General features: G+C 66.9%; 19 protein-coding genes and 1 other RNA gene. 11 read left to right on the top strand and 9 right to left on the bottom strand.

Annotation, left to right across the window (positions count from 1 at the left end):
* Window positions 1-13 precede the first annotated feature (13 nt).
* Window positions 14-955, bottom strand: a complete 942-nt coding sequence (locus FFI87_RS12860; RefSeq protein WP_126228346.1) for a CysB family HTH-type transcriptional regulator — start codon at window positions 953-955, stop codon at window positions 14-16.
* A 219-nt stretch (window positions 956-1174) separates the two neighbouring features.
* Between FFI87_RS12860 and FFI87_RS12855 the strand changes: the two genes are divergently transcribed.
* The 6 genes from FFI87_RS12855 to cobA all read left to right on the top strand — a co-directional run bounded on the left by FFI87_RS12855 (window position 1175) and on the right by cobA (window position 7379).
* Window positions 1175-2854 (top strand): nitrite/sulfite reductase, encoded by a 1680-nt coding sequence (locus FFI87_RS12855; RefSeq protein ID WP_138847306.1) that lies wholly within the window; start codon window positions 1175-1177, stop codon window positions 2852-2854.
* A gap of 25 nt (window positions 2855-2879) precedes the next feature.
* The gene (locus FFI87_RS12850) at window positions 2880-3428 is read left to right on the top strand and encodes a DUF934 domain-containing protein (RefSeq protein ID WP_138847307.1); all 549 of its coding nucleotides are present in this window, start codon (window positions 2880-2882) and stop codon (window positions 3426-3428) included.
* A complete protein-coding gene (locus tag FFI87_RS12845; RefSeq protein ID WP_138847308.1) occupies window positions 3425-4174 on the top strand; it encodes a phosphoadenylyl-sulfate reductase in 750 nt (249 codons plus the stop codon). The genes FFI87_RS12850 and FFI87_RS12845 overlap by 4 nt, the downstream gene beginning before the upstream one ends.
* A gap of 75 nt (window positions 4175-4249) precedes the next feature.
* Window positions 4250-5212, top strand: a complete 963-nt coding sequence (gene cysD, locus FFI87_RS12840) for a sulfate adenylyltransferase subunit CysD (protein WP_012364488.1) — start codon at window positions 4250-4252, stop codon at window positions 5210-5212.
* A 22-nt stretch (window positions 5213-5234) separates the two neighbouring features.
* The gene (locus FFI87_RS12835) at window positions 5235-6551 is read left to right on the top strand and encodes a sulfate adenylyltransferase subunit 1 (RefSeq protein ID WP_012364487.1); all 1317 of its coding nucleotides are present in this window, start codon (window positions 5235-5237) and stop codon (window positions 6549-6551) included.
* A 78-nt stretch (window positions 6552-6629) separates the two neighbouring features.
* Window positions 6630-7379, top strand: coding sequence for a uroporphyrinogen-III C-methyltransferase (cobA, locus tag FFI87_RS12830; RefSeq protein WP_012364486.1), 750 nt, complete (start codon window positions 6630-6632; stop codon window positions 7377-7379).
* 111 nt (window positions 7380-7490) lie between these two features.
* Here the strand turns inward: cobA and FFI87_RS12825 are convergent, their stop codons facing one another.
* From FFI87_RS12825 to lptF, 3 genes are read right to left on the bottom strand one after another with little or no spacing between them, the layout of a single operon-like run.
* Window positions 7491-7874, bottom strand: coding sequence for a sirohydrochlorin chelatase (locus FFI87_RS12825; RefSeq protein WP_011657682.1), 384 nt, complete (start codon window positions 7872-7874; stop codon window positions 7491-7493).
* Window positions 7875-7899: 25 nt separating this feature from the next.
* Window positions 7900-9048 carry an LPS export ABC transporter permease LptG gene (lptG, locus tag FFI87_RS12820; RefSeq protein WP_011657681.1) on the bottom strand — a complete coding sequence of 383 codons (1149 nt, stop codon included), beginning with the start codon at window positions 9046-9048 and terminating at the stop codon, window positions 7900-7902.
* A 3-nt stretch (window positions 9049-9051) separates the two neighbouring features.
* Window positions 9052-10143 carry an LPS export ABC transporter permease LptF gene (gene lptF / locus FFI87_RS12815; RefSeq protein WP_012364484.1) on the bottom strand — a complete coding sequence of 364 codons (1092 nt, stop codon included), beginning with the start codon at window positions 10141-10143 and terminating at the stop codon, window positions 9052-9054.
* Window positions 10144-10265: 122 nt separating this feature from the next.
* Between lptF and FFI87_RS12810 the strand changes: the two genes are divergently transcribed.
* Genes FFI87_RS12810 through FFI87_RS12800 form a run of 3 tightly spaced genes read left to right on the top strand, consistent with a single transcriptional unit; the run spans window position 10266 to window position 12943 of the window.
* Window positions 10266-11777 carry a leucyl aminopeptidase gene (locus FFI87_RS12810; RefSeq protein ID WP_012364483.1) on the top strand — a complete coding sequence of 504 codons (1512 nt, stop codon included), beginning with the start codon at window positions 10266-10268 and terminating at the stop codon, window positions 11775-11777.
* Window positions 11778-11811: 34 nt separating this feature from the next.
* A complete protein-coding gene (locus FFI87_RS12805) occupies window positions 11812-12228 on the top strand; it encodes a DNA polymerase III subunit chi (protein WP_006750016.1) in 417 nt (138 codons plus the stop codon).
* A gap of 25 nt (window positions 12229-12253) precedes the next feature.
* Window positions 12254-12943, top strand: coding sequence for a DUF2486 family protein (locus tag FFI87_RS12800; RefSeq protein WP_138847309.1), 690 nt, complete (start codon window positions 12254-12256; stop codon window positions 12941-12943).
* A 113-nt stretch (window positions 12944-13056) separates the two neighbouring features.
* On the opposite strand, the gene FFI87_RS12795 is transcribed toward FFI87_RS12800, so the two are convergent.
* Together FFI87_RS12795 and ilvD are read right to left on the bottom strand one after the other, a co-directional pair.
* On the bottom strand, window positions 13057-13386 hold the full coding sequence (locus FFI87_RS12795; RefSeq protein WP_012364480.1) for a c-type cytochrome: 330 nt from the start codon (window positions 13384-13386) through the stop codon (window positions 13057-13059).
* 125 nt (window positions 13387-13511) lie between these two features.
* Entirely contained in the window at window positions 13512-15185 is a 1674-nt protein-coding gene (gene ilvD, locus FFI87_RS12790; protein WP_138847310.1) for a dihydroxy-acid dehydratase, read from the bottom strand.
* Between the two features lie 135 nt (window positions 15186-15320).
* Between ilvD and FFI87_RS12785 the strand changes: the two genes are divergently transcribed.
* Together FFI87_RS12785 and lgt are read left to right on the top strand one after the other, a co-directional pair.
* A complete protein-coding gene (locus FFI87_RS12785; RefSeq protein WP_012364478.1) occupies window positions 15321-16238 on the top strand; it encodes a LysR substrate-binding domain-containing protein in 918 nt (305 codons plus the stop codon).
* Between the two features lie 89 nt (window positions 16239-16327).
* On the top strand, window positions 16328-17218 hold the full coding sequence (lgt, locus tag FFI87_RS12780; protein WP_011657673.1) for a prolipoprotein diacylglyceryl transferase: 891 nt from the start codon (window positions 16328-16330) through the stop codon (window positions 17216-17218).
* Between the two features lie 165 nt (window positions 17219-17383).
* Here the strand turns inward: lgt and FFI87_RS12775 are convergent, their stop codons facing one another.
* The 3 genes from FFI87_RS12775 to ssrS form a co-directional block, all read right to left on the bottom strand.
* The gene (locus FFI87_RS12775) at window positions 17384-18124 is read right to left on the bottom strand and encodes an SIMPL domain-containing protein (protein ID WP_012364477.1); all 741 of its coding nucleotides are present in this window, start codon (window positions 18122-18124) and stop codon (window positions 17384-17386) included.
* A 209-nt stretch (window positions 18125-18333) separates the two neighbouring features.
* The gene (locus FFI87_RS12770) at window positions 18334-18795 is read right to left on the bottom strand and encodes an EVE domain-containing protein (RefSeq protein WP_006750008.1); all 462 of its coding nucleotides are present in this window, start codon (window positions 18793-18795) and stop codon (window positions 18334-18336) included.
* Between the two features lie 108 nt (window positions 18796-18903).
* Window positions 18904-19085: non-coding RNA, 6S RNA (gene ssrS, locus FFI87_RS12765), on the bottom strand.
* Between the last annotated feature and the right edge of the window lie 41 nt (window positions 19086-19126).

Below are 19126 nucleotides of genomic sequence, written 5' to 3'. Positions count from 1 at the left end.
CCTGGGGCGCCGGTCAAAGCTCGTACGATTCGGCTTCGCCCTTGAGCGCCTGCTCGATCAGCTTGCGGTTCAGCGTCGGCGACAGCAGCTCGACGAGCGTATACACATAGCTGCGCAGATAGGCACCCTGCTTGAGCGCGACGCGCGTCACGTTGCTGCCGAACAGGTGGCCGACCGGAATCAGCCGCAGGTTGCGGTCGCGCTCCGGGTTGAACGCGATGTCGGCCATGATCCCGACGCCGAGGCCGAGCTCGACATAGGTCTTGATCACGTCGGCGTCGATCGCCTCGAGCACGATGTCCGGCGCCAGCCCGCGCAGCGCGAACGCATGGTTGATCTTCTTGCGGCCCGCGAACGCATCGTCGTACGTGATCAGCGGGTACTGCGCGAGATCGTCCAGCGTGACCGGCTTGCGTTCGAGCAACGGGTGGTCGGCCGGCACCACGGCCGCGTGATGCCACTGGAAGCAGGGCAGCGACACGAGTTCCTTGTAGTCGGCGATCGCCTCCGTCGCGATCGCGAGATCGGCCTGGTCGTGGATCACCATCTCGGCCACCTGCGTCGGGCTGCCCTGCAGGATCGACAGGTGCACCTTCGGGAAGCGCTTCTTGAACTCGGCGATCGCGGCCGGCAGCGAGTAGCGCGCCTGCGTGTGGGTGGCGGCGATCGTCAGGTTGCCCTGATCCTGCGCCGCATAATCTTTTCCGACCCTTTTCAGGCTTTCCACTTCCTGGAGGATCCGCTCGACCGACGCGAGGATGATCCTTCCGGGTTCGGTGAGCGAGCGCACGCGCTTGCCGTGCCGCGTGAAGATCTCCACGCCGAGCTCGTCCTCGAGCTCGATGATCGCCTTCGAAACCCCCGGCTGCGACGTGTAGAGCGCCTTGGCGGCCTCGGTGAGGTTGAAATTCTGCCGGACGGCCTCGCGCACGAAGCGAAATTGGTGCAGGTTCATTTATAACCCTTCCGCATATCAACAGAATTTTTTAGTCGTTTGAAATATAAGGCGAGTTTATTACGATTCACCGGAGTTTTTCAAATATGGATATCTGTTTTCGTCATTAGCAATCCAGCCGGGCAGCGGAAGGCCGCCGGCGGTGGCGGCGGAACGGAGATTCGGGCGCGACGTGGCTAGGACGTCGCGCGGTCACCACGAAAACCCTGGGGTCCCCGAATGTATCAGTACGACCAGTACGACCAGACGATCGTCGACGAACGCGTCGCACAGTACCGCGATCAGGTGCGCCGCCGCCTGTCGGGCGAGCTGAGCGAAGACGAGTTCCGTCCGCTGCGCCTGCAGAACGGCCTGTACATGCAGCGCCACGCGTACATGCACCGCATCGCGATTCCGTACGGCAACCTGCGCAGCGACCAGCTCCGCATGCTGGCGCGCATCGCCCGCGAACACGACCGCGGCTACGGCCACTTCTCGACCCGCTCGAACATCCAGTTCAACTGGGTCGAGCTGGAAGACACGCCGGAAATCCTCGCGAAGCTCGCATCGGTGCAGATGCACGCGATCCAGACGTCGGGCAACTGCATCCGCAACATCACGGCCGACCAGTTCGCCGGCGTCGCGCAGGACGAGGAGATCGACCCGCGTCCGTGGGCCGAGATCCTGCGCCAGTGGTCGACGTTCCATCCCGAATTCGCATGGCTGCCGCGCAAGTTCAAGATCGCGGTGTCCGGCTCGAAGGACGACCGCGCGGCCGTGCAGATCCACGACCTCGGCGTGTACCTGAAGAAGAACGCGCAGGGCGACGTGGTCGCGAGCATCCTCGCGGGCGGCGGCCTCGGCCGTACGCCGATCGTCGGCGCGGTGATCAAGGAAGACCTGCCGTGGCAGCACCTGCTCACCTACTGCGAAGCCGTGCTGCGCGTGTACAACCGCTACGGCCGCCGCGACAACCTGTACAAGGCGCGGATCAAGATCCTCGTCAAGGCGCTGTCGCCCGCGAAGTTCGCGCAGCAGGTCGAGGAAGAGTGGCAGCACCTGAAGGACGGCCCGTCGACGCTCACGCAGGCCGAGCTCGACCGCGTGTCGCAGTCGTTCGTGCCGCCCGTCTACGAGAAGCTCGCCGACACCGACGGATCGTTCGAACAGCACCTGCTCGAGAACAAGGCGTTCGCGCGCTGGGTCGAGCGCAACGTCGCGCCGCACAAGGTGCCGGGCTATGCCGCCGTCACGCTGTCGCTGAAGGACCACCGCGTGGCCCCGGGCGACGCGACCGACGCGCAGATGGATCTGGTGGCCGACTGGGCCGACGCGTACTCGTTCGGCGAACTGCGCGTGTCGCACGAGCAGAACCTGATTCTCGCGAACGTGAAGAAGCGCGACCTGTTCGCGCTGTGGGAAAAGGCGAAGGCGGCCGGCTTCGCGACGCCGAACGTCGGCCTGCTGACCGACATCATCGCGTGCCCGGGCGGCGATTTCTGCTCGCTCGCGAACGCGAAGTCGATCCCGATCGCGCTGGCGATCCAGCAGCGTTTCGACGATCTGGACTACGTGTACGACCTCGGCGACCTGTCGCTGAATATTTCCGGTTGCATGAACTCGTGCGGTCATCATCACGTGGGCAACATCGGCATCCTCGGCGTCGACAAGGACGGTGCCGAGTGGTACCAGGTGTCGCTCGGCGGCGAGCAGGGCACGGGCCGCAACGGCGCGCGCCTCGGCCGCGTGATCGGGCCGTCGTTCTCGGCGGAAGAAGTGCCGGGCGTGATCGCGAAGCTGATCGACACGTTCGTCGAGGCGCGCATCGACGGCGAGCGCTTCATCGACACGTACGATCGCATCGGCCTCGCACCGTTCAAGGAGCGCGTGTATGCGGCGCGCCAGGCAGTGAACGCGTAACCAACCGGCTAGAAGGAATTTGCAGATGGCTTCGATTATCAAGAACCGCGCAGTGATCGACGACGCATGGCAGGTCGTGCGCGCGGCGGAAGACGGTACGCTGCCCGCGGTCGACGCGTTGCCGGCCGGCAAGGTGCTGGTGCCGTTCACCCTGTGGCAGGCCGAGCGCGCGGCGCTCGTCGCCGCGAAGACGAAGGACGAACTCGGCGTGTGGCTCGCGCCCGACAGCGAGCCGGCCGATCTCGTGGCCGACTTCGGCGCGATCTCGCTGATCGCCGTCGAATTCCCGCGCTTCGCGGACGGCCGCGGCTACAGCATCGGCCGCCTGCTGCGCGAGCGCCATGGCTGGACCGGCGAGCTGCGCGCGATCGGCGACGTGCTGCGCGACCAGCTGCTGTACATGTCGCGTTGCGGCTTCGACGCGTTCGCGGTGCGTGCCGACAAGGACATCCACGACGCGCTGAACGCGTTTGGCGAATTCACGCAGCGTTACCAGGGCGCGTTCGACGAGCCGGCGCCGCTGTTCCGCCGCCGCGCCGACGTAGCGACGCCCGACGCGAAGGTGAGCGCATGAGCACCGCGACCGCCACCGCACTGACGCCGGAACTCGCCGCGAAGGTCGAGCGCCTCGACGCGCTGCTCGCGCGGATCGGCGCCCGGCACGAGAAGGTGAAGTTCGCGAGCAGCCTCGCCGCGGAAGACATGCTGCTCACGCACGCGATCCTGTCCAAGGGCGTGTCGATCGGCATTTTCTCGCTGAACACCGGCCGCCTGCATGCGGAAACGCTGGGCATGATCGACCGCGTGCGCGAGCGCTACGGCTACGAGATCGAGCAGTTTCACCCGCAGCAGGACGCGGTCGACCAGTACGTCGCCGAGCACGGCCTGAACGCGTTCTACGAAAGCGTCGAGCTGCGCAAGTCGTGCTGCCACATCCGCAAGGTCGAGCCGCTGAACCGTGCGCTGGCCGACGTCGGCGCGTGGGTCACGGGCCAGCGTCGCGAGCAGTCGGTCACGCGTGCGGAGCTGCACGAGGAAGAACAGGACGAAGCGCGCGGGATCGCGAAGTACAACCCGCTCGCCGACTGGACGGAAGCCGACGTGTGGGCGTACCTGAAGGCGTTCGACGTGCCGGTCAACCCGCTGCATGCGCGCGGCTACCCGAGCATCGGCTGCGAGCCGTGTACCCGCGCGATCCGTCCTGGCGAGGACAGCCGGGCGGGCCGCTGGTGGTGGGAGTCGCGCGACACGAAGGAATGCGGGCTGCACATCACGATCACGCCGATTCCCGCGAACGCCGAAGCCGGCGCCGCGCACTGACAGCCGACCAGAAACCGAATATTGCGCCGCCTGCGACAGCGGGCGGCACGAACCCAGAAGAGAAGGACTGAAATCATGAGCACGACGCTCGAGCAATCCGCCTTTGCCCCGCCCACCGGTGCCGACAACCGCATGGGCCACCTCGACTGGCTCGAAGCCGAGTCGATCCACATCCTGCGCGAGCTGGTCGCCGAGTGCAGCAAGCCGGCGCTGTTGTTCTCGGGCGGCAAGGATTCGGTCGTCGTGCTGCATCTCGCGCTGAAGGCCTTCGGCCTCGGCGCGAACCGCAAGACGACGCTGCCGTTCCCGCTCGTGCACATCGACACGGGCCACAACTACGAGGAAGTGATCGACTTCCGCGACCGCCGCGCGCAAGAACTCGGCGCCGAGCTGGTGGTCGGCCACGTCGAGGATTCGATCAAGCGCGGCACGGTCGTGCTGCGCCGCGAAACCGATTCGCGCAACGCCGCGCAGGCCGTCACGCTGCTCGAGACGATCGAGCAGCACGGCTACACCGCGCTGATCGGCGGCGCGCGCCGCGACGAAGAGAAGGCGCGTGCGAAGGAGCGGATCTTCTCGTTCCGCGACGAATTCGGCCAGTGGGATCCGAAGGCGCAGCGCCCGGAACTGTGGAGCCTGTACAACGCACGCCTGCACAAGGGCGAGCACCTGCGCGTGTTCCCGATCTCCAACTGGACCGAACTCGACGTGTGGCAGTACATCGCCCGCGAGAACCTCGAACTGCCGTCGATCTACTACGCGCACCAGCGCGAGATCGTGCGCCGCAACGGGCTGCTCGTGCCCGTCACGCCGCTCACGCCGATGCGCGAAGGCGAGACGAGCGAGATCGCGCAGGTGCGCTTCCGCACGGTGGGCGACATCAGCTGCACGTGCCCGGTGGCGAGCGATGCGGACGACGTCGAGAAGATCATCGCCGAGACGGCCGTGACCGAGATCACCGAACGCGGCGCGACCCGGATGGACGACCAGGCCTCCGAAGCCGCGATGGAACAGCGCAAGAAGCAAGGTTATTTCTGAAGCACACGAGGACATTCAAATCATGAGCATCATCGAGAACACCGAAGACCTCGGCGTGCTGCGCTTCATCACCGCAGGCAGCGTCGACGACGGCAAGAGCACGCTGATCGGCCGCCTGCTGTACGACAGCAAGGCCGTGCTGTCCGACCAGCTGTCCGCGCTGTCGCGCGCGAAGAACAAGCGCACCGTCGGCGACGAGCTCGACCTCGCGCTGCTGACGGACGGGCTCGAGGCCGAGCGCGAGCAGGGCATCACGATCGACGTCGCGTACCGCTATTTCGCGACCGCGAAGCGCAAGTTCATCATCGCCGACACGCCTGGCCACGAGCAGTACACGCGCAACATGGTGACGGGCGCATCGACCGCGCATGCGGCGATCATCCTGGTCGACGCGACGCGCGTGACGATCGAGAACGGCGTTGCGCAACTGCTGCCGCAAACCAAGCGCCACAGCGCGATCGTGAAGCTGCTCGCGCTGCAGCACGTGATCGTCGCGATCAACAAGATGGACCTCGTCGACTACAGCGAAGCGCGCTTCAACGAGATCCGCGACGCCTACGTCACGCTCGCGAAGCAGCTCGGCCTGACCGACGTGCGCTTCGTGCCGGTGTCGGCGCTGAAGGGCGACAACATCGTCGGCGCGAGCGAACGCATGCCATGGTACGCGGGCGAGCCGCTGCTCGACGTGCTCGAGTCGCTGCCGGTCGAGACGCAGGCGCATGACGCGCTGCGCTTCCCGGTGCAGTGGGTCGCACGCCAGGACGGCAGCTCGGCCGACGATTTCCGCGGCTACATGGGCCGGATCGAATCGGGCGAGGTGAAGGTCGGCGACCAGATCGTCGTGCTGCCGTCGAACCGCACCGCGACGGTCGCCGAGATCGTCGCGCCGGTGCCGGGCGGCACCGCGTCCGTCGCGCACGCATTCGCGGGCCAGACGGTGACGATTCGCCTCGAGGAGGATGTCGACGTGTCGCGCGGCGACATGTTCGTCACGACCGCCGAGCCGGTCGAGCCGGCGAAGAAACTCGAGGCCGACCTGTGCTGGTTCGACGAGACGCCGCTGTCGCCGCAGCGCAAGTATCTGCTGAAACAGACCACGAGCACGGTGTTCGCGAAGATCGGCGCGGTCAAGGAAGTGCTCGACGTGCATACGCTGTCGCAAGCGACCGACCGCCAGGAACTGAAGATGAACGACATCGGCCGCGTCGCGCTGACGCTGCAGAAGCCGATAGTCTGCGACACGTACGATGCACATCCGGGCACGGGCGCATTCGTGCTCATCGACGAGGCGACGCACCACACGGTCGCCGCCGGCATGATCCGGGCGTTCTCGGCGTAACCGGCGTTGCGCGCCGCCCTCGTGGCGGCGCGGGCCGGCCTCCGTCCGCACGGGCAGAACCGAAGCGAAGCGACAAACATGGGCAAGGTGTATCTGATCGGAGCAGGGCCGGGCGCCGCGGACCTCATCACGGTGCGCGGCGCGCGGCTGCTCGAGCAAGCCGACGTCGTGCTGCACGACGCGCTCGTCGAGCCGGCGATGCTCGACTACGCGCCGAACGCGCGCAAGATCGCGGTCGGCAAGCGCTGCGGGCAGCGTTCGACCGCGCAGCACTTCATCAACAAGCAGATCGTCGACGCGGCGCGCGAGCATGCATGCGTCGTGCGGCTGAAGGGCGGCGACCCGATGCTGTTCGGTCGCGCCGAAGAGGAAATGCGTGCGCTCGAGGCGGCCGGCATCGACTTCGAGGTCGTGCCGGGCATCACCGCGGCGCTGGCCGGCGCGGCGACGCTCAAGCGCTCGCTGACGTTGCGCGGCGTGTCGCGCAGCGTCGCGTTCGCGACGCATAGCCGCGCACCCGGCAGCGACGAGATTCGCGAGGCCGCGCGCGCCGATTCGATCGTCTACTACATGGGCCGCGACAGCGCGCCGGGAATCGCGCAGGAGCTGATCGACGCGGGCCGTGCGCCGGCGACGCCGGTGGCGATCGTCGAGGCCTGCAGCACCGCGCGCGAACGCACGCTGACGCTCACACTCGCGCAGATGGCGGCGGGTGACGCGCAGGCGTGGCTCGATCCGGCGGAGCCGAGCCTGCTGATGATCGGCGATGCATTCGCCGAACGCGTGCGACCCGCGAAAGCGGGCGATGCGTTGCGCAATGCGGCTTGAGTCGACGTAGCGGTTCCGACGCGGCAGCCGCTCGGCTTCGCGGTGGGTGATTCGAATGAGCGCTGGCGGAAGCCGGCGCTTTTTCATTGGTGCCGTTGATCCGGCTACGGGCTACGCGTTGCGGCCGAGCTGGTCGATGCAGTAGCGTGCGATGGCATCGAGCACGCCGTCGTCTTCGCCGACCGCCGTCGCGCAACGGATCTCGACATTCGGATGGGCGGCCCGGCAGGCGTCGACGAGCTGCGGCAGATCGCGACGGACATGGCCGCCCTGGCCGAAGAACACGGGCACCACGGTGATGCGCGTGCACCCGGCCGCGACCTGCGCGGCGACGGCCGTGTCGAGCGAAGGCGTCATCAGTTCGAGGAACGCGAGCGACACGTGCGGCGCGGGTGCGCCGCTGCCGCGCAGCCGCGCGGCCAGCCGTTCGAACGGCTCGGCCCAGCGCGGATCGCGTGCGCCGTGGCCGAACAGGACGATGCCGTGCGAACTCATGTCGAAGCCTCCGTCGTGACGGCGCTCAGTGCCGGTCGACCCACTTGAGCGCGAACAGGCCGAGCGCGAGATAGATGAGGCCCGGCGTCGCCGCGGTCAGCGGCGCGGGCCACGTGTTCAGCGTGCCGATGTGCGAGAACAGCGTGTTGAGCAGCTGGAAGCTCATGCCGAGCATGATGCCGCCGAACACCTTCACGCCGACCACGCCGGCGCGCGTATGCAGGTACGCGAACGGCAGCGACAGCACGAGCATCACGAACACCGCGAACGGGTAGAGCAGCTTGCGCCATAGCGCGATGTCGTAGCGCTGCGTGTCCTGCTGATTCTCGCGCAAGTGCTGGATATAGCGGAACAGGTTGATGAGCGACATCCGCTCCGGCGACACCAGCAGCACCGACAGGATCTGCGGGGTCAGGTCCGAGCGGAGCCGGTATTCCGGCAGCGTGACCTGCTGCGACCGGTATACAGGGTTCAGCGCATCGGCCGGGGCGCCGCTGATCGGCTTGATCGGCGTCAGTTCGGTTTCCGTCACGCCGGTTAGCAGCCAGTGGCCGGGCGGCTCGTAGCGGCCCGTCTGCGCGATCCGCACGTTCTGCAGCTGGAATTTCGAGTCGAACTCGTAGATGCGCACGTTGCTGATCGTCGAATCGGGCGACAGGTTGCCGACGTTGACGAAGCGCGTGACCTGCTCGCCGTTCTCGCGGGCCGCGAGCGTGTCCTTCACCCACACGCCCGACTGGAAGTTCGACGACACCGACGCGCCGAGCGCCTGCAACCGCACGCGTTCGGACAGCTGGTCGGCGTACGGGCCGACGAATTCGCCGATCAGGTAGGTGATGATCACGAGCGGAATGCCGATCTTCAGCAGCGAGCGCAGCGCCTGGTTGGTCGCGAGGCCCGACACGCGGAAGATCGTGAATTCCGAGTTCGCGGCCATTTGCGCGAACACGTAGATCGCGCTGATCAGCGCGGCGACCGGGATGATCTCGTAGAAGCGCGACGGGGTTTGCAGCGCGACGCGCAGCACCGCGTAGCCGAACTTGTAGTTGCCGTGCCCGACCGAGTTCAGTTCGCTGATCAGGTCGAAGAAGAAGAACAGGCCCGAGAACGCGAACAGGATGAAGATGAACGTGACGTAGATCTGCCGCGCGAAGTATTTTTCATAGAGCCGCATCGATCATGCTCCCGAGCGGCCGAACAGCGCGCGTGTCAACAGCGGACGGTTGCGCACGCGCAACCAGAAGATGAGCGCGACAATCGCCGCGACAATCACATGCAGGCCGACCAGGCCGACGCCGAACGACATCTTGCCCTGCTCGATCTGCGCCTGCACCACGTTCAGCAGGTTCGAGTACGTGAGGTAGATCAGCACGGCCATCACGAGGTTGATCGTGCGGCTGCGGCGCGGGTTCTGGTACGACAGCGGGATGCCGAGCACCATCAGGTTGATCGCGATCAGCGGCAAGCCCGCGCGCCACGCGAATTCCGCGAGGTTGTCGCGCGTCGGGTTGCGCAGCAGGTCGGGCGTGGGCGTGCTGTTGGTGGTCGGCACGTTGGTGACCGGGGTGCTCGTGATCTTCACGCCGTAGCGCTGGAACTCCATGATCTTGAAGTTCGGCTGGCCGGGCGTGCCGTCGTAGCGGCGGCCGTCCTCCAGCACGACGAAACGATCGCCGTCCTTCGTTTCCGTATGGCCCGTGTGCGATACGACGATATTGACCTTGCCGTTCTCGGTCGACGTGACGAACACGTTCTGCACCTTGCTCTGGTCCGGCGACATCTTCTCGATGAAGAACACGCGATGGTTCGACGCCGATTCGCGGAACTGGCCGGGGGCGAGCAGCGAGATCTCGTCGCGCTGCTGGAAGCGCGCCTTGATCATCTTGCTCTGCTGGTTCGACCACGGCCAGCCGACGAACGCGAAGAACGCGATCAGCAGGATGAGCGGCGTGGCGAACACGCCGATCGGCTTGATCAGGCGCGTGAGGCTGACGCCGGACGCGAGCCAGACGACCATTTCGGAGTCCCGGTACCACCGGGTCAGCACGAACAGGATCGACACGAACAGCGTGACGACGAGCATCACGGCGAGATAGCCGATCACGGTCAGTCCGATCAGCACGAGCACGTCCCGCGGATCGATTTCGCCGGACGCGGCATAGCCGACGATGCGGATCATCATCGTCGTGAGCATGATCGTGAGCAGCACCATGAACACGGCGCCAGCCGTATACGCAAGCTCGCGCTGGAGGGAGCGTTCGAAGATCATTCTTGATGAGAAGAGGGCGGGAGGCTGCGCACGCGTGGTGGAGCGCTCGCGCCGCCACGGGAAAAATAGCGGATAATTGCGGCTTTCATCCTTAGCCCAGATTTTATCCGAGGACAAGCGCGATGGACTTTAGCATAAAAGGCTGTGATTGGAGCAAAGGCGAGGCCAAGGGGTTCCTGACGGGGAAGTCCGATTGCATCGTGCTCGGCATCTTCGAGGCGCAAACCCTTTCGGGCGCGGCGCTCGACATCGACACTGCCACCAAGGGGCTGATCTCGCGCGTGGTGAAGGCCGGCGACATGGACGGCAAGCGCGGCAAGACGCTGTTCCTGCATGAAGTATCGGGCATCGGTGCGTCGCGCGTGCTGCTCGTCGGCCTCGGCAAGCAGGACGCTTTCAATCAGAAAGCCTACACCGACGCGGTGACGGCCGCATGGCGCGCGCTGCTGTCGACCAAGATCGTCCAGGTCACGTTCACGCTCGCGCAGCTGCCGGTCGACGAGCGCAGCTCCGACTGGGGCGTGCGTGCGGCGATTCTCGCGCTGCGCAACGAGACCTACCGCTTCACGCAGATGAAGAGCAAGCCGGAACCGGCGTCGCACACGCTCAAGCGTGTCGTGTTCAGCGTCGATCCGGCCGATGAAAAGGCGGCGAAGCTGGCGGTCAAGCAGGCCGTCGCGCTGGCGAACGGGATGGATCTCACGCGCGACCTGGGCAACCTGCCCGGCAACGTGTGCACGCCGACCTATCTCGGCAATACCGCGAAGAAGATCGCGAAGGATTGGGGTCTGAAGGCCGAGGTGCTGGGCCTGAAGCAGATCCAGGCGCTCAACATGGGCTCGTTCCTGTCGGTCGCGCGCGCGTCGGTCGAGCCGCCGCAGTTCATCGTGCTGCACTACCAGGGCGCCGCCGCGAAGGCCGCGCCGGTCGTGCTGGTCGGCAAGGGCATCACGTTCGACACGGGCGGCATCTCGCTGAAGCCGGGCGAGGCCATGGACGAGATGAAGTACGACATGTGCGGCGCCGGTTCGGTGCTCGGCACGATGCGTGCGGTCGCGGAAATGGGCCTGAAGATCAATGTCGTCGCGATCGTGCCGACCTGCGAGAACATGCCGGGCGGCAACGCGACGAAGCCGGGCGACATCGTCACCAGCATGAAGGGGCTGACGATCGAGGTGCTGAACACCGACGCCGAGGGCCGCCTGATCCTGTGCGACGCGCTGACCTATGCGGAGCGCTTCAAGCCGGCCGCGGTGATCGACGTGGCGACGCTGACAGGCGCGTGCGTGATCGCGCTCGGCGCCCACAACAGCGGCCTGTTCTCGAAGGACGACGCGCTGGCGGGCGAACTGCTCGACGCATCGCGCGAAGCGAACGATCCGGCGTGGCGCATGCCGCTCGACGACGAGTACCAGGACCAGCTGAAGTCGAATTTCGCGGACATCGCGAACATCGGCGGGCGTCCGGCCGGTGCCGTGACGGCGGCGTGCTTCCTGTCGCGCTTCACCGACAGCTATCCGTGGGCGCACCTGGACATCGCCGGCACCGCCTGGAAGGGCGGCGCGGCGAAGGGCGCGACCGGCCGTCCGGTGCCGCTGCTCGCGCAGTTCCTGATCGACCGCGCCGGCCAGTGATGGCAGGTCTCACGACGATGCGGGTGCGCGGGCAATGACGCGAATCGATTTCCATTCGAACGTCGGCGATTCGCTCGCATACGCGTGCCGGCTGCTGCGCAAGGCCTATCAGGCCGGGCAGCCGGTCGTCGTGCTCGCGGAACCCGCGCGCCTGCGCGCGCTCGACGAGCGGCTCTGGACATTCTCGCCGCTCGATTTCATCCCGCATTGCGGCGTCGATAGCGCGCACGCGGCCGGCACGCCGATCGTGCTGGCCGCCGATCTCGACCAGGCGCCGCATTACCATGTGCTGTTGAACCTCGGCGCGGCCGTGCCCGCGCAGTTCGCCCGCTTCGAGCGCCTGCTCGAGGTGGTCGGCAACGCGCCGGACGAATTGGCCGCGGGCCGCGACCGCTATCGCTTCTATCGCGATCGCGGCTACGCGCTGAACAACTACAAGCAGGGCAGCTAGCCGCAACCGTCGACGGAGCCTTCCCGTGACACAAGCCGAATCCTCTTCGATCCCGACGCTGACCGACGTGCTGGTGCCTGGCAAGCCGGTGCCGGCGCGTTCTGCCGCGGCCGATGTGCCGCCGCGCGACGAAGCCGCCGTGCCGGAACACGCCGGAATCGACCCTGAATCCGTGGTGGTCGAGCCGGTGCCGACGCCGCACGTGCCGACCGTCGAACTGCCGGGTGACAGCGACGCGCCGGCGCTACCCGGTGCCGCCGGGCGTGTGGTGGCCGAGGAAGCGGCCGGGATGCAGGCGCCGCTGCGCTCCGCGCTGGCCCCCGACGAGGCGCAGCAGCCGGCCTTTGCCGCGACGCCGGCGCAGGCCGACGAAGCGATGCTGCCGCACGGGGTCGTGCCGGGTGCCGACGAGCTGGCTAGCGATCATCTCGCCGGCGCGGCGCAGCCGGACACGCATCCGGCCGCCGCGCTGACGCCTGAGGACGCGCAGCATATCGCCGAGCGGCTGCGCAATCGGCTGACGAATTATCTGACCGGGGAAGGGCGCGAGGCCATCGAGGCCCGCTGCCGAGACGCGTTGCACGACCATACGGCGTGGCTGGTGGGCCAGATCACGCGCGAGGTGGCGCTGGCGCTCGAAACCGAAGTGATGGAGTGGGTCCGCGACGCGGTCGACGAAGAGATCGCCCGCCGCTGGACCGGTCGTTCAGGCTGAGTGCACGATCGTTTCGTGCACGGGAACGCGAGCGCGGTGGTTCCGTTCCTCGTCGATGACGATCGCCGAGCCGGTCATGTCGAGGAGAGCGGGGCGGTGCCCGTTCATCCGCCTCAATGCAGCGACATCACCCACTGCGCGAGCGTGTGCGCCTCGGCGCTCGTCAGCTGCGTGTTGGCGGGCATAGGCACGCTGCCCCACACCCCGATACTGCCCTTTACGATCGATTGCGCGAGGTAATCGACCGCGTCGGCGCGCGCCGCGTACTTGCCGGCGATGTCGTGGAACGGCGGGCCCATCAGCGGCTTGCTGACCGCATGGCAGGCCACGCAGTTCTTGCGCTGTGCGAGCGCGAGCCCGTCGCCGGCCAGGTCGGCGTGCGCAGCCGCCGCGCTGCCGGTCAGCAGCGCCGCGAGCAGCGCGCGCAATATCGTCTGTTTCATGCGGTTCTCCGCCGGCGGGGACGGCCGGCTTCACGGTCCGCGCATTATAAAAGCAAAGGGGAAACGCGTTTTGCGCGTTTCCCGGGCGGCCGCGTGAAGTGGGGTCGCATGAACCGCGCGCCGCGTCAACCGGTGACGGCGCCCTGATTCGCCGGGCGGGCGAGGGCCGCATACTTGGCGAGCACGCCGCGCGTGTAGCGCGGCGCCGGCTGCTTCCACGCGGCGCGGCGGCGCGCGAGCTCCGCGTCGTCGACGTTCAGCTGCAGCACCAGCTGGTGCGCGTCGATCGTGATCGAATCGCCTTCCTGCACGAGCGCGATCGTGCCGCCGACGAACGCCTCGGGCGCGACGTGGCCGACCACCATCCCCCAGGTACCGCCCGAGAAGCGGCCGTCCGTGATGAAGCCGACCGATTCGCCGAGCCCCTTGCCGATGATCGCCGATGTCGGCGCGAGCATTTCCGGCATGCCGGGGCCGCCCTGCGGGCCGAGATAGCGCAGCACCAGCACGTCGCCCGCGCGGATCCGGTCGCCGAGGATCGCATCCATCGCGCTTTGCTCGTCGTCGAACACGCGCGCGGGGCCCGTGATCACCGGGTTCTTCAGGCCGGTGATCTTCGCGACCGCGCCGTCTTCCGCGAGGTTGCCCTTCAGGATCGCCAGATGCCCTTCCTTGTACAGCGCGCGATCGATCGGGAAGATCACCTGCTGATCCGCGCGCGGCACGCCCGGCACGTCCTTCAGTTCCTCGGCGATCGTGCGGCCGGTGATCGTCATGCAGTCGCCGTGCAGCAGCCCCGCATCGAGCAGGATGCGCAGCACCTGCGGGATGCCGCCTGCCTGGTGAAGATCGGTCGCGACGTACTGACCCGACGGCTTCAGGTCGCAGAGCACCGGCACGCGTTTGCGGATGCGCTCGAAGTCGTCGATCGTCCAGTCGATCTCGGCCGCGCGCGCGATCGCGAGATAGTGCAGCACCGCGTTGGTCGAGCCGCCGGTGGCCATGATCAGCGACACCGCGTTCTCGATCGATGCCTTCGTGATGATGTCGCGCGGCTTCAGGTCGCGCTTCACGGCCTCGACCAGCACGCGCGCCGATTCGGCGGCCGAATCGACCTTCTCCTGGTCGGGGTTCGCCATCGTCGACGAGTACATCAGCGACATGCCGAGCGCCTCGAACGACGAGCTCATCGTGTTCGCCGTGTACATCCCGCCGCACGACCCCGAGCTCGGGCACGCGTTCTTCTCGACTCCTTCGAAATCCTCCTGCGACATCCGGCCGGCGGTGAACTCGCCGACCGCCTCGAACGACGACACGATCGTCAGGTCGCGGCCCTTCCAGTGGCCGGGGCGGATCGTGCCGCCGTACACGTAGATGCCCGGCACGTTCAGGCGCGCGAGCGCGATCATCCCGCCCGGCATGTTCTTGTCGCAGCCGCCGACCACCACCACGCCGTCCATCCACTGGCCCTGGACGCAGGTCTCGATGCAGTCGGCGATCACTTCGCGCGACACCAGCGAGTACTTCATCCCCTCGGTGCCCATCGACATGCCGTCCGAGATCGTCGGCGTGCCGAAGATCTGCGGGTTCGCGTCGGCCGCCTTGATCGCCGCGACGGCCGCGTCCGACAGCCGCTGCAGGCCCGAGTTGCACGGCGTGATCGTCGAGTGACCGTTCGCGATGCCGATCATCGGCTTGTCGAAATCGTCCTTCTGGTAGCCGAGGGCGTAATACATCGAGCGGTTCGGCGAACGGGCCACGCCTTGCGTGATGTGCTTCGAGCGACGGTTGTACGGCATGGGGGACTCCATCGTTGTGTGGGCGACGCTCGCGAACGGCGCGCCGGTTCGGATCGATCAAGGATGGCGTGTCCGGTTTGGGATGTCCAATATATTATTTGTCGCTTATTAAGTCGTTTTGCGAATGAGTGAAGCATGGCCGATCCAACACCCGACCTGCGCCAGTGGCGCTATTTCGTGACCGTTGCCGACGAGCGCCATTTCGGCCGCGCGGCCGAGCGCCTGTCGATGACGCAGCCGCCGCTGTCGCAGGCGATCCGGGCGCTCGAGGAGGCGCTCGGCGTCGCGCTGTTCGTGCGTACCAAGCGCTCGGTCGCGCTGACGGCGGTCGGCGCGGCGCTGCTGCCCGACGTGCGCCGGTTGCTCGCGTCGGCCGACGCGCTGCCGCCGCTCGCGCGGCGCCTCGCGCGCGGCGAAGCCGGCTCGCTGTCGCTCGCGTTCGTGTCGACCGCCGATTACGGGCTGCTGCCGTCGCTGCTGCGCGCGTTCGGCGCGCGCTATCCGCAGGTGCGGCTGCAGCTCGCGGAAGCGACGAGCGACGTGCAGATCGACGAACTCGTCGCGGGACGCATCGACGCGGGGCTCGTGATTCCACCGGTGCCGCCGCGCCACGCGGCCGGGCTGTCGTACCTGCCCGTCGTGCGCGAGCCGCTGGTGGTCGCGATGCCGGCGGCCGCGGCGCCCGATGGGCCCGAGGACGAGCCCGTGCATCTGGCTGACCTGGCCGCGCTGCCGCTCGTGATCTTCCCGCGTCGTTTGGCGCCCGGCTTTTATGACATCATTACGGGCTGCTACGGCGCGGCGGGGGAAACCCCGCACATCGGCCAGGAGGCGATCCAGATGCAGACGATCGTCAGCCTCGTGTCGGCCGGCATGGGCGTCGCACTGGTGCCGCAATCGCTGCGTAACCTGCGGCGCACCGGCGTGGTCTACCGGCCGCTCGCCGGCGACGCGCCGGTCGTCGAGACGGGCCTCGTGTGGCGCACGGGCGATGTCAGTCCCGTGCTCGCCGGCTTCATCGACGTCGTGCGCGCGCACGGTCTCGCCACGTGATGCGAACGATGGCGCGCCGGCGCCGTCCAATGCGCGGAGCGGCGCCGGTGCGGGCGCCGTACCGCATTCGAAAACTTCATCGCTAATCCATGATCATTCACCCGAATTTCGACCCCGTAGCGATCCATCTCGGGCCGCTGGCCGTGCGCTGGTACGGCCTCATGTATCTCGTCGGCTTCATCGCGGCGATCGTCGTCGGCAGGATCCGCCTGAAGCTGCCGCACGTCGCGGCGCAGGGCTGGACCGCGAAGGACATCGACGACATGATGTTCTACGGCGTGCTCGGCACCGTGCTCGGCGGCCGGCTCGGCTACGTGCTGTTCTACAAGGCCGACTTCTACTTCTCGCATCCGCTCGACGTGTTCAAGGTGTGGGAGGGCGGGATGTCGTTCCACGGCGGCTTCCTCGGCGTGACGCTCGCGATGGTGCTGTTCGCGTGGCAGCGCAAGCGCCACTGGCTGCAGGTCACCGATTTCGTCGCGCCGATGGTGCCGGCGGGGCTCGCGGCCGGGCGGCTCGGCAACTTCATCAACGGCGAGCTGTGGGGCCGCGTGACCGATCCGAATGCGCCGTGGGCGATGCTGTTCCCTGGCGCGATGCGCGACGACGCGGCGTGGCTGTCGAAGCATCCGGCGCTCGTCGAGAAGTGGCATCTCGCCGACGTGTTCATGCAGTACCAGATGCTGCCGCGCCATCCTTCGCAGCTCTATGAAATCGCGCTCGAAGGCATTGCGCTGTTCTTCGTGCTGTTCTTCTTCTCGCGCAAGCCGCGCCCGTTGGGTGCGGTGTCCGCGCTGTTCCTGATCGGCTACGGGCTCGCACGCTTCACGGTTGAATTCGCACGGGAACCGGACGACTTCCTCGGCCTGCTCGCGCTCGGCCTGTCGATGGGGCAGTGGCTGTCGCTGCCGATGATCCTCGCGGGCATCGCGCTGCTGGTGTGGGGCTACCGCCGACGTCCGGTGAATGCGGCTGCGTGATGGGGTTGCGTGATGGGACTGCGGAATGCGCGAGCAGTGTGACGCATGACGCTTGATGCGATGCCGATGCATACGATCGGCATGCGCGTCGATCGCAGGAGCGCAAACGAAAAAACGCCGGCCCTCGGGCCGGCGTTTTTGCATCCGCCGAATGTGCGATGTGCGTTACTTCATCTGCACCGAGCCGTTGACCGTGACCGACACGGTCGCCTTGCCGCCTTCGACCGCGATCGGTGCGCTCATCTTCGCGTTGTCCATCGGCGCCGCGGCCATCGCCATCATGCGCGGATACGGCTGCACGCTGCGCCCGCCGCCGACGTTCACGTCGCGGATCGAGTAGCTGCCGTAGCCGAAGGCCTTCGCGGCTTCGTCCGCGCGAGTGCGGAACGACTTGATCGCTTCGGTCGTGAGCTTCTGCTCGGCCGCGCGCTGCGCTTCGGGCGACAGCGAGAACTCGACGTTCGCGATCTGCATCTGGTTCGACAACTGGCCCGCGAGCTTCGATGCCGCCGCGAAATCGCGCGATTCGAGCACGACTTCGGTACGGCCGCGCCATGCGGAGATCTTGCCGTCGCGATCGGTGCTCGGATACACGGAGAACGCACCGGTGTGCGCGGTGACGCCCGATACGCCCTTCGCCTGCGCGAGCGCGGCATCGGCGCGCTGGTTCAGCGCGGACGTCAGGCTGCCCGGGTCCTTCGCCTGCTGTTCGTAGAACAGCGTGATGTGGATGATGTCCTGCGGCACGTCGGCGCTGGCCTGCGACGACAGCGACAGCACGCCCGCCGGCTCCGGAAAGTGCGGGTTCGCCGTTTGCGCATGCGCGGCCGGCGACGCGAGCGTCAGCGCGACGGGCACGGCGGCGGCGAGGGCGAGCGACAGCGCGAGTGCGGTTTTCTTGGTCATTGTTGGACTCCTTGTGCGAGGGCGCGCACGCGGATCACGCGTGCGCGACGCGGATGTGCCGCGCGACGAAAAAACGGCCGTCGGCCAGATCGGGCGACAGCGGTTGCTTAGGCCGCGCGAACGCGCCGCGAGTTCCGTGGCGGTGCGCGTGTTGACGGGATTTGACGTTTGGCTCGTGCGCGCCTGCTGCGCGCGCCTGCTGCGTGCGCCTACTTCATCAGCTTTTCGGTGATGAAGCGCCATTCGGCGCGCGTGACGGGCGTGATCGACAGCCGGTTGCCGCGTGCGAGCACGCGCATGTCGGCGAGTTCGTCGTGTTCGCGCAGCGCGGCGAGCGGCACGAGCGGCGACTTTTTCACGAAGCGTACGTCGACGAGCAGCCAGCGCGGTGCTTCCTGCGTCGACTTCGGATCGTAATACGGGCTTTTCGGATCGAACTGGGTGGGATCGGGGTAGGGCGTCGACGACACTTCGGCGAGGCCCGCGATGCCCGGCTCGGGGCAGCTCGAGTGATAGAACAACACACCGTCGCCGATCTTCATCGTGTCGCGCATGAAATTGCGCGCCTGATAGTTGCGCACGCCGGTCCACGGCAGCGAGTGCTGCGGCGCGTGGGCGAGATCGTCGATGCTTGCTTCGTCCGGTTCGGACTTCATCAGCCAGTATTGCATGGATCGTGATCGATGCAGAAAGGGCGTGACGGTCTGTCTGCACACGCGTTCTGCATGCAGACAGACCTTGAAAAGGAAACGGCATCGGGAAGCCCCGATGCCGTTGAATAGGTCCCCACCTTGGCCGCTAGGCCGGCATCCTGAACCTGAGGTTCAGAATTGGTCGCAGTTAGCAGCACTTCGGGTACATCAGACAGAGTGACGCGCGCGCCCGTGCTACAAATTTCCGCAACCGTGCACATGGCATTGGTTCAAGGAATATATGACCTTGGCGAACCAGGCAGGGAAGCTGACTGAACTGTGTTTCGTTGCGCCAATTTGACCACCGTTG

Origin of the sequence: Burkholderia sp. KBS0801 (assembly GCF_005937855.2) — a bacterium.
In the GTDB taxonomy this organism is placed as follows: Bacteria; Pseudomonadota; Gammaproteobacteria; order Burkholderiales; family Burkholderiaceae; genus Burkholderia; species Burkholderia ambifaria.
Note: the sequence above shows the minus strand (reverse complement) of the source record. Positions and strands in the feature narration are given on the sequence as shown.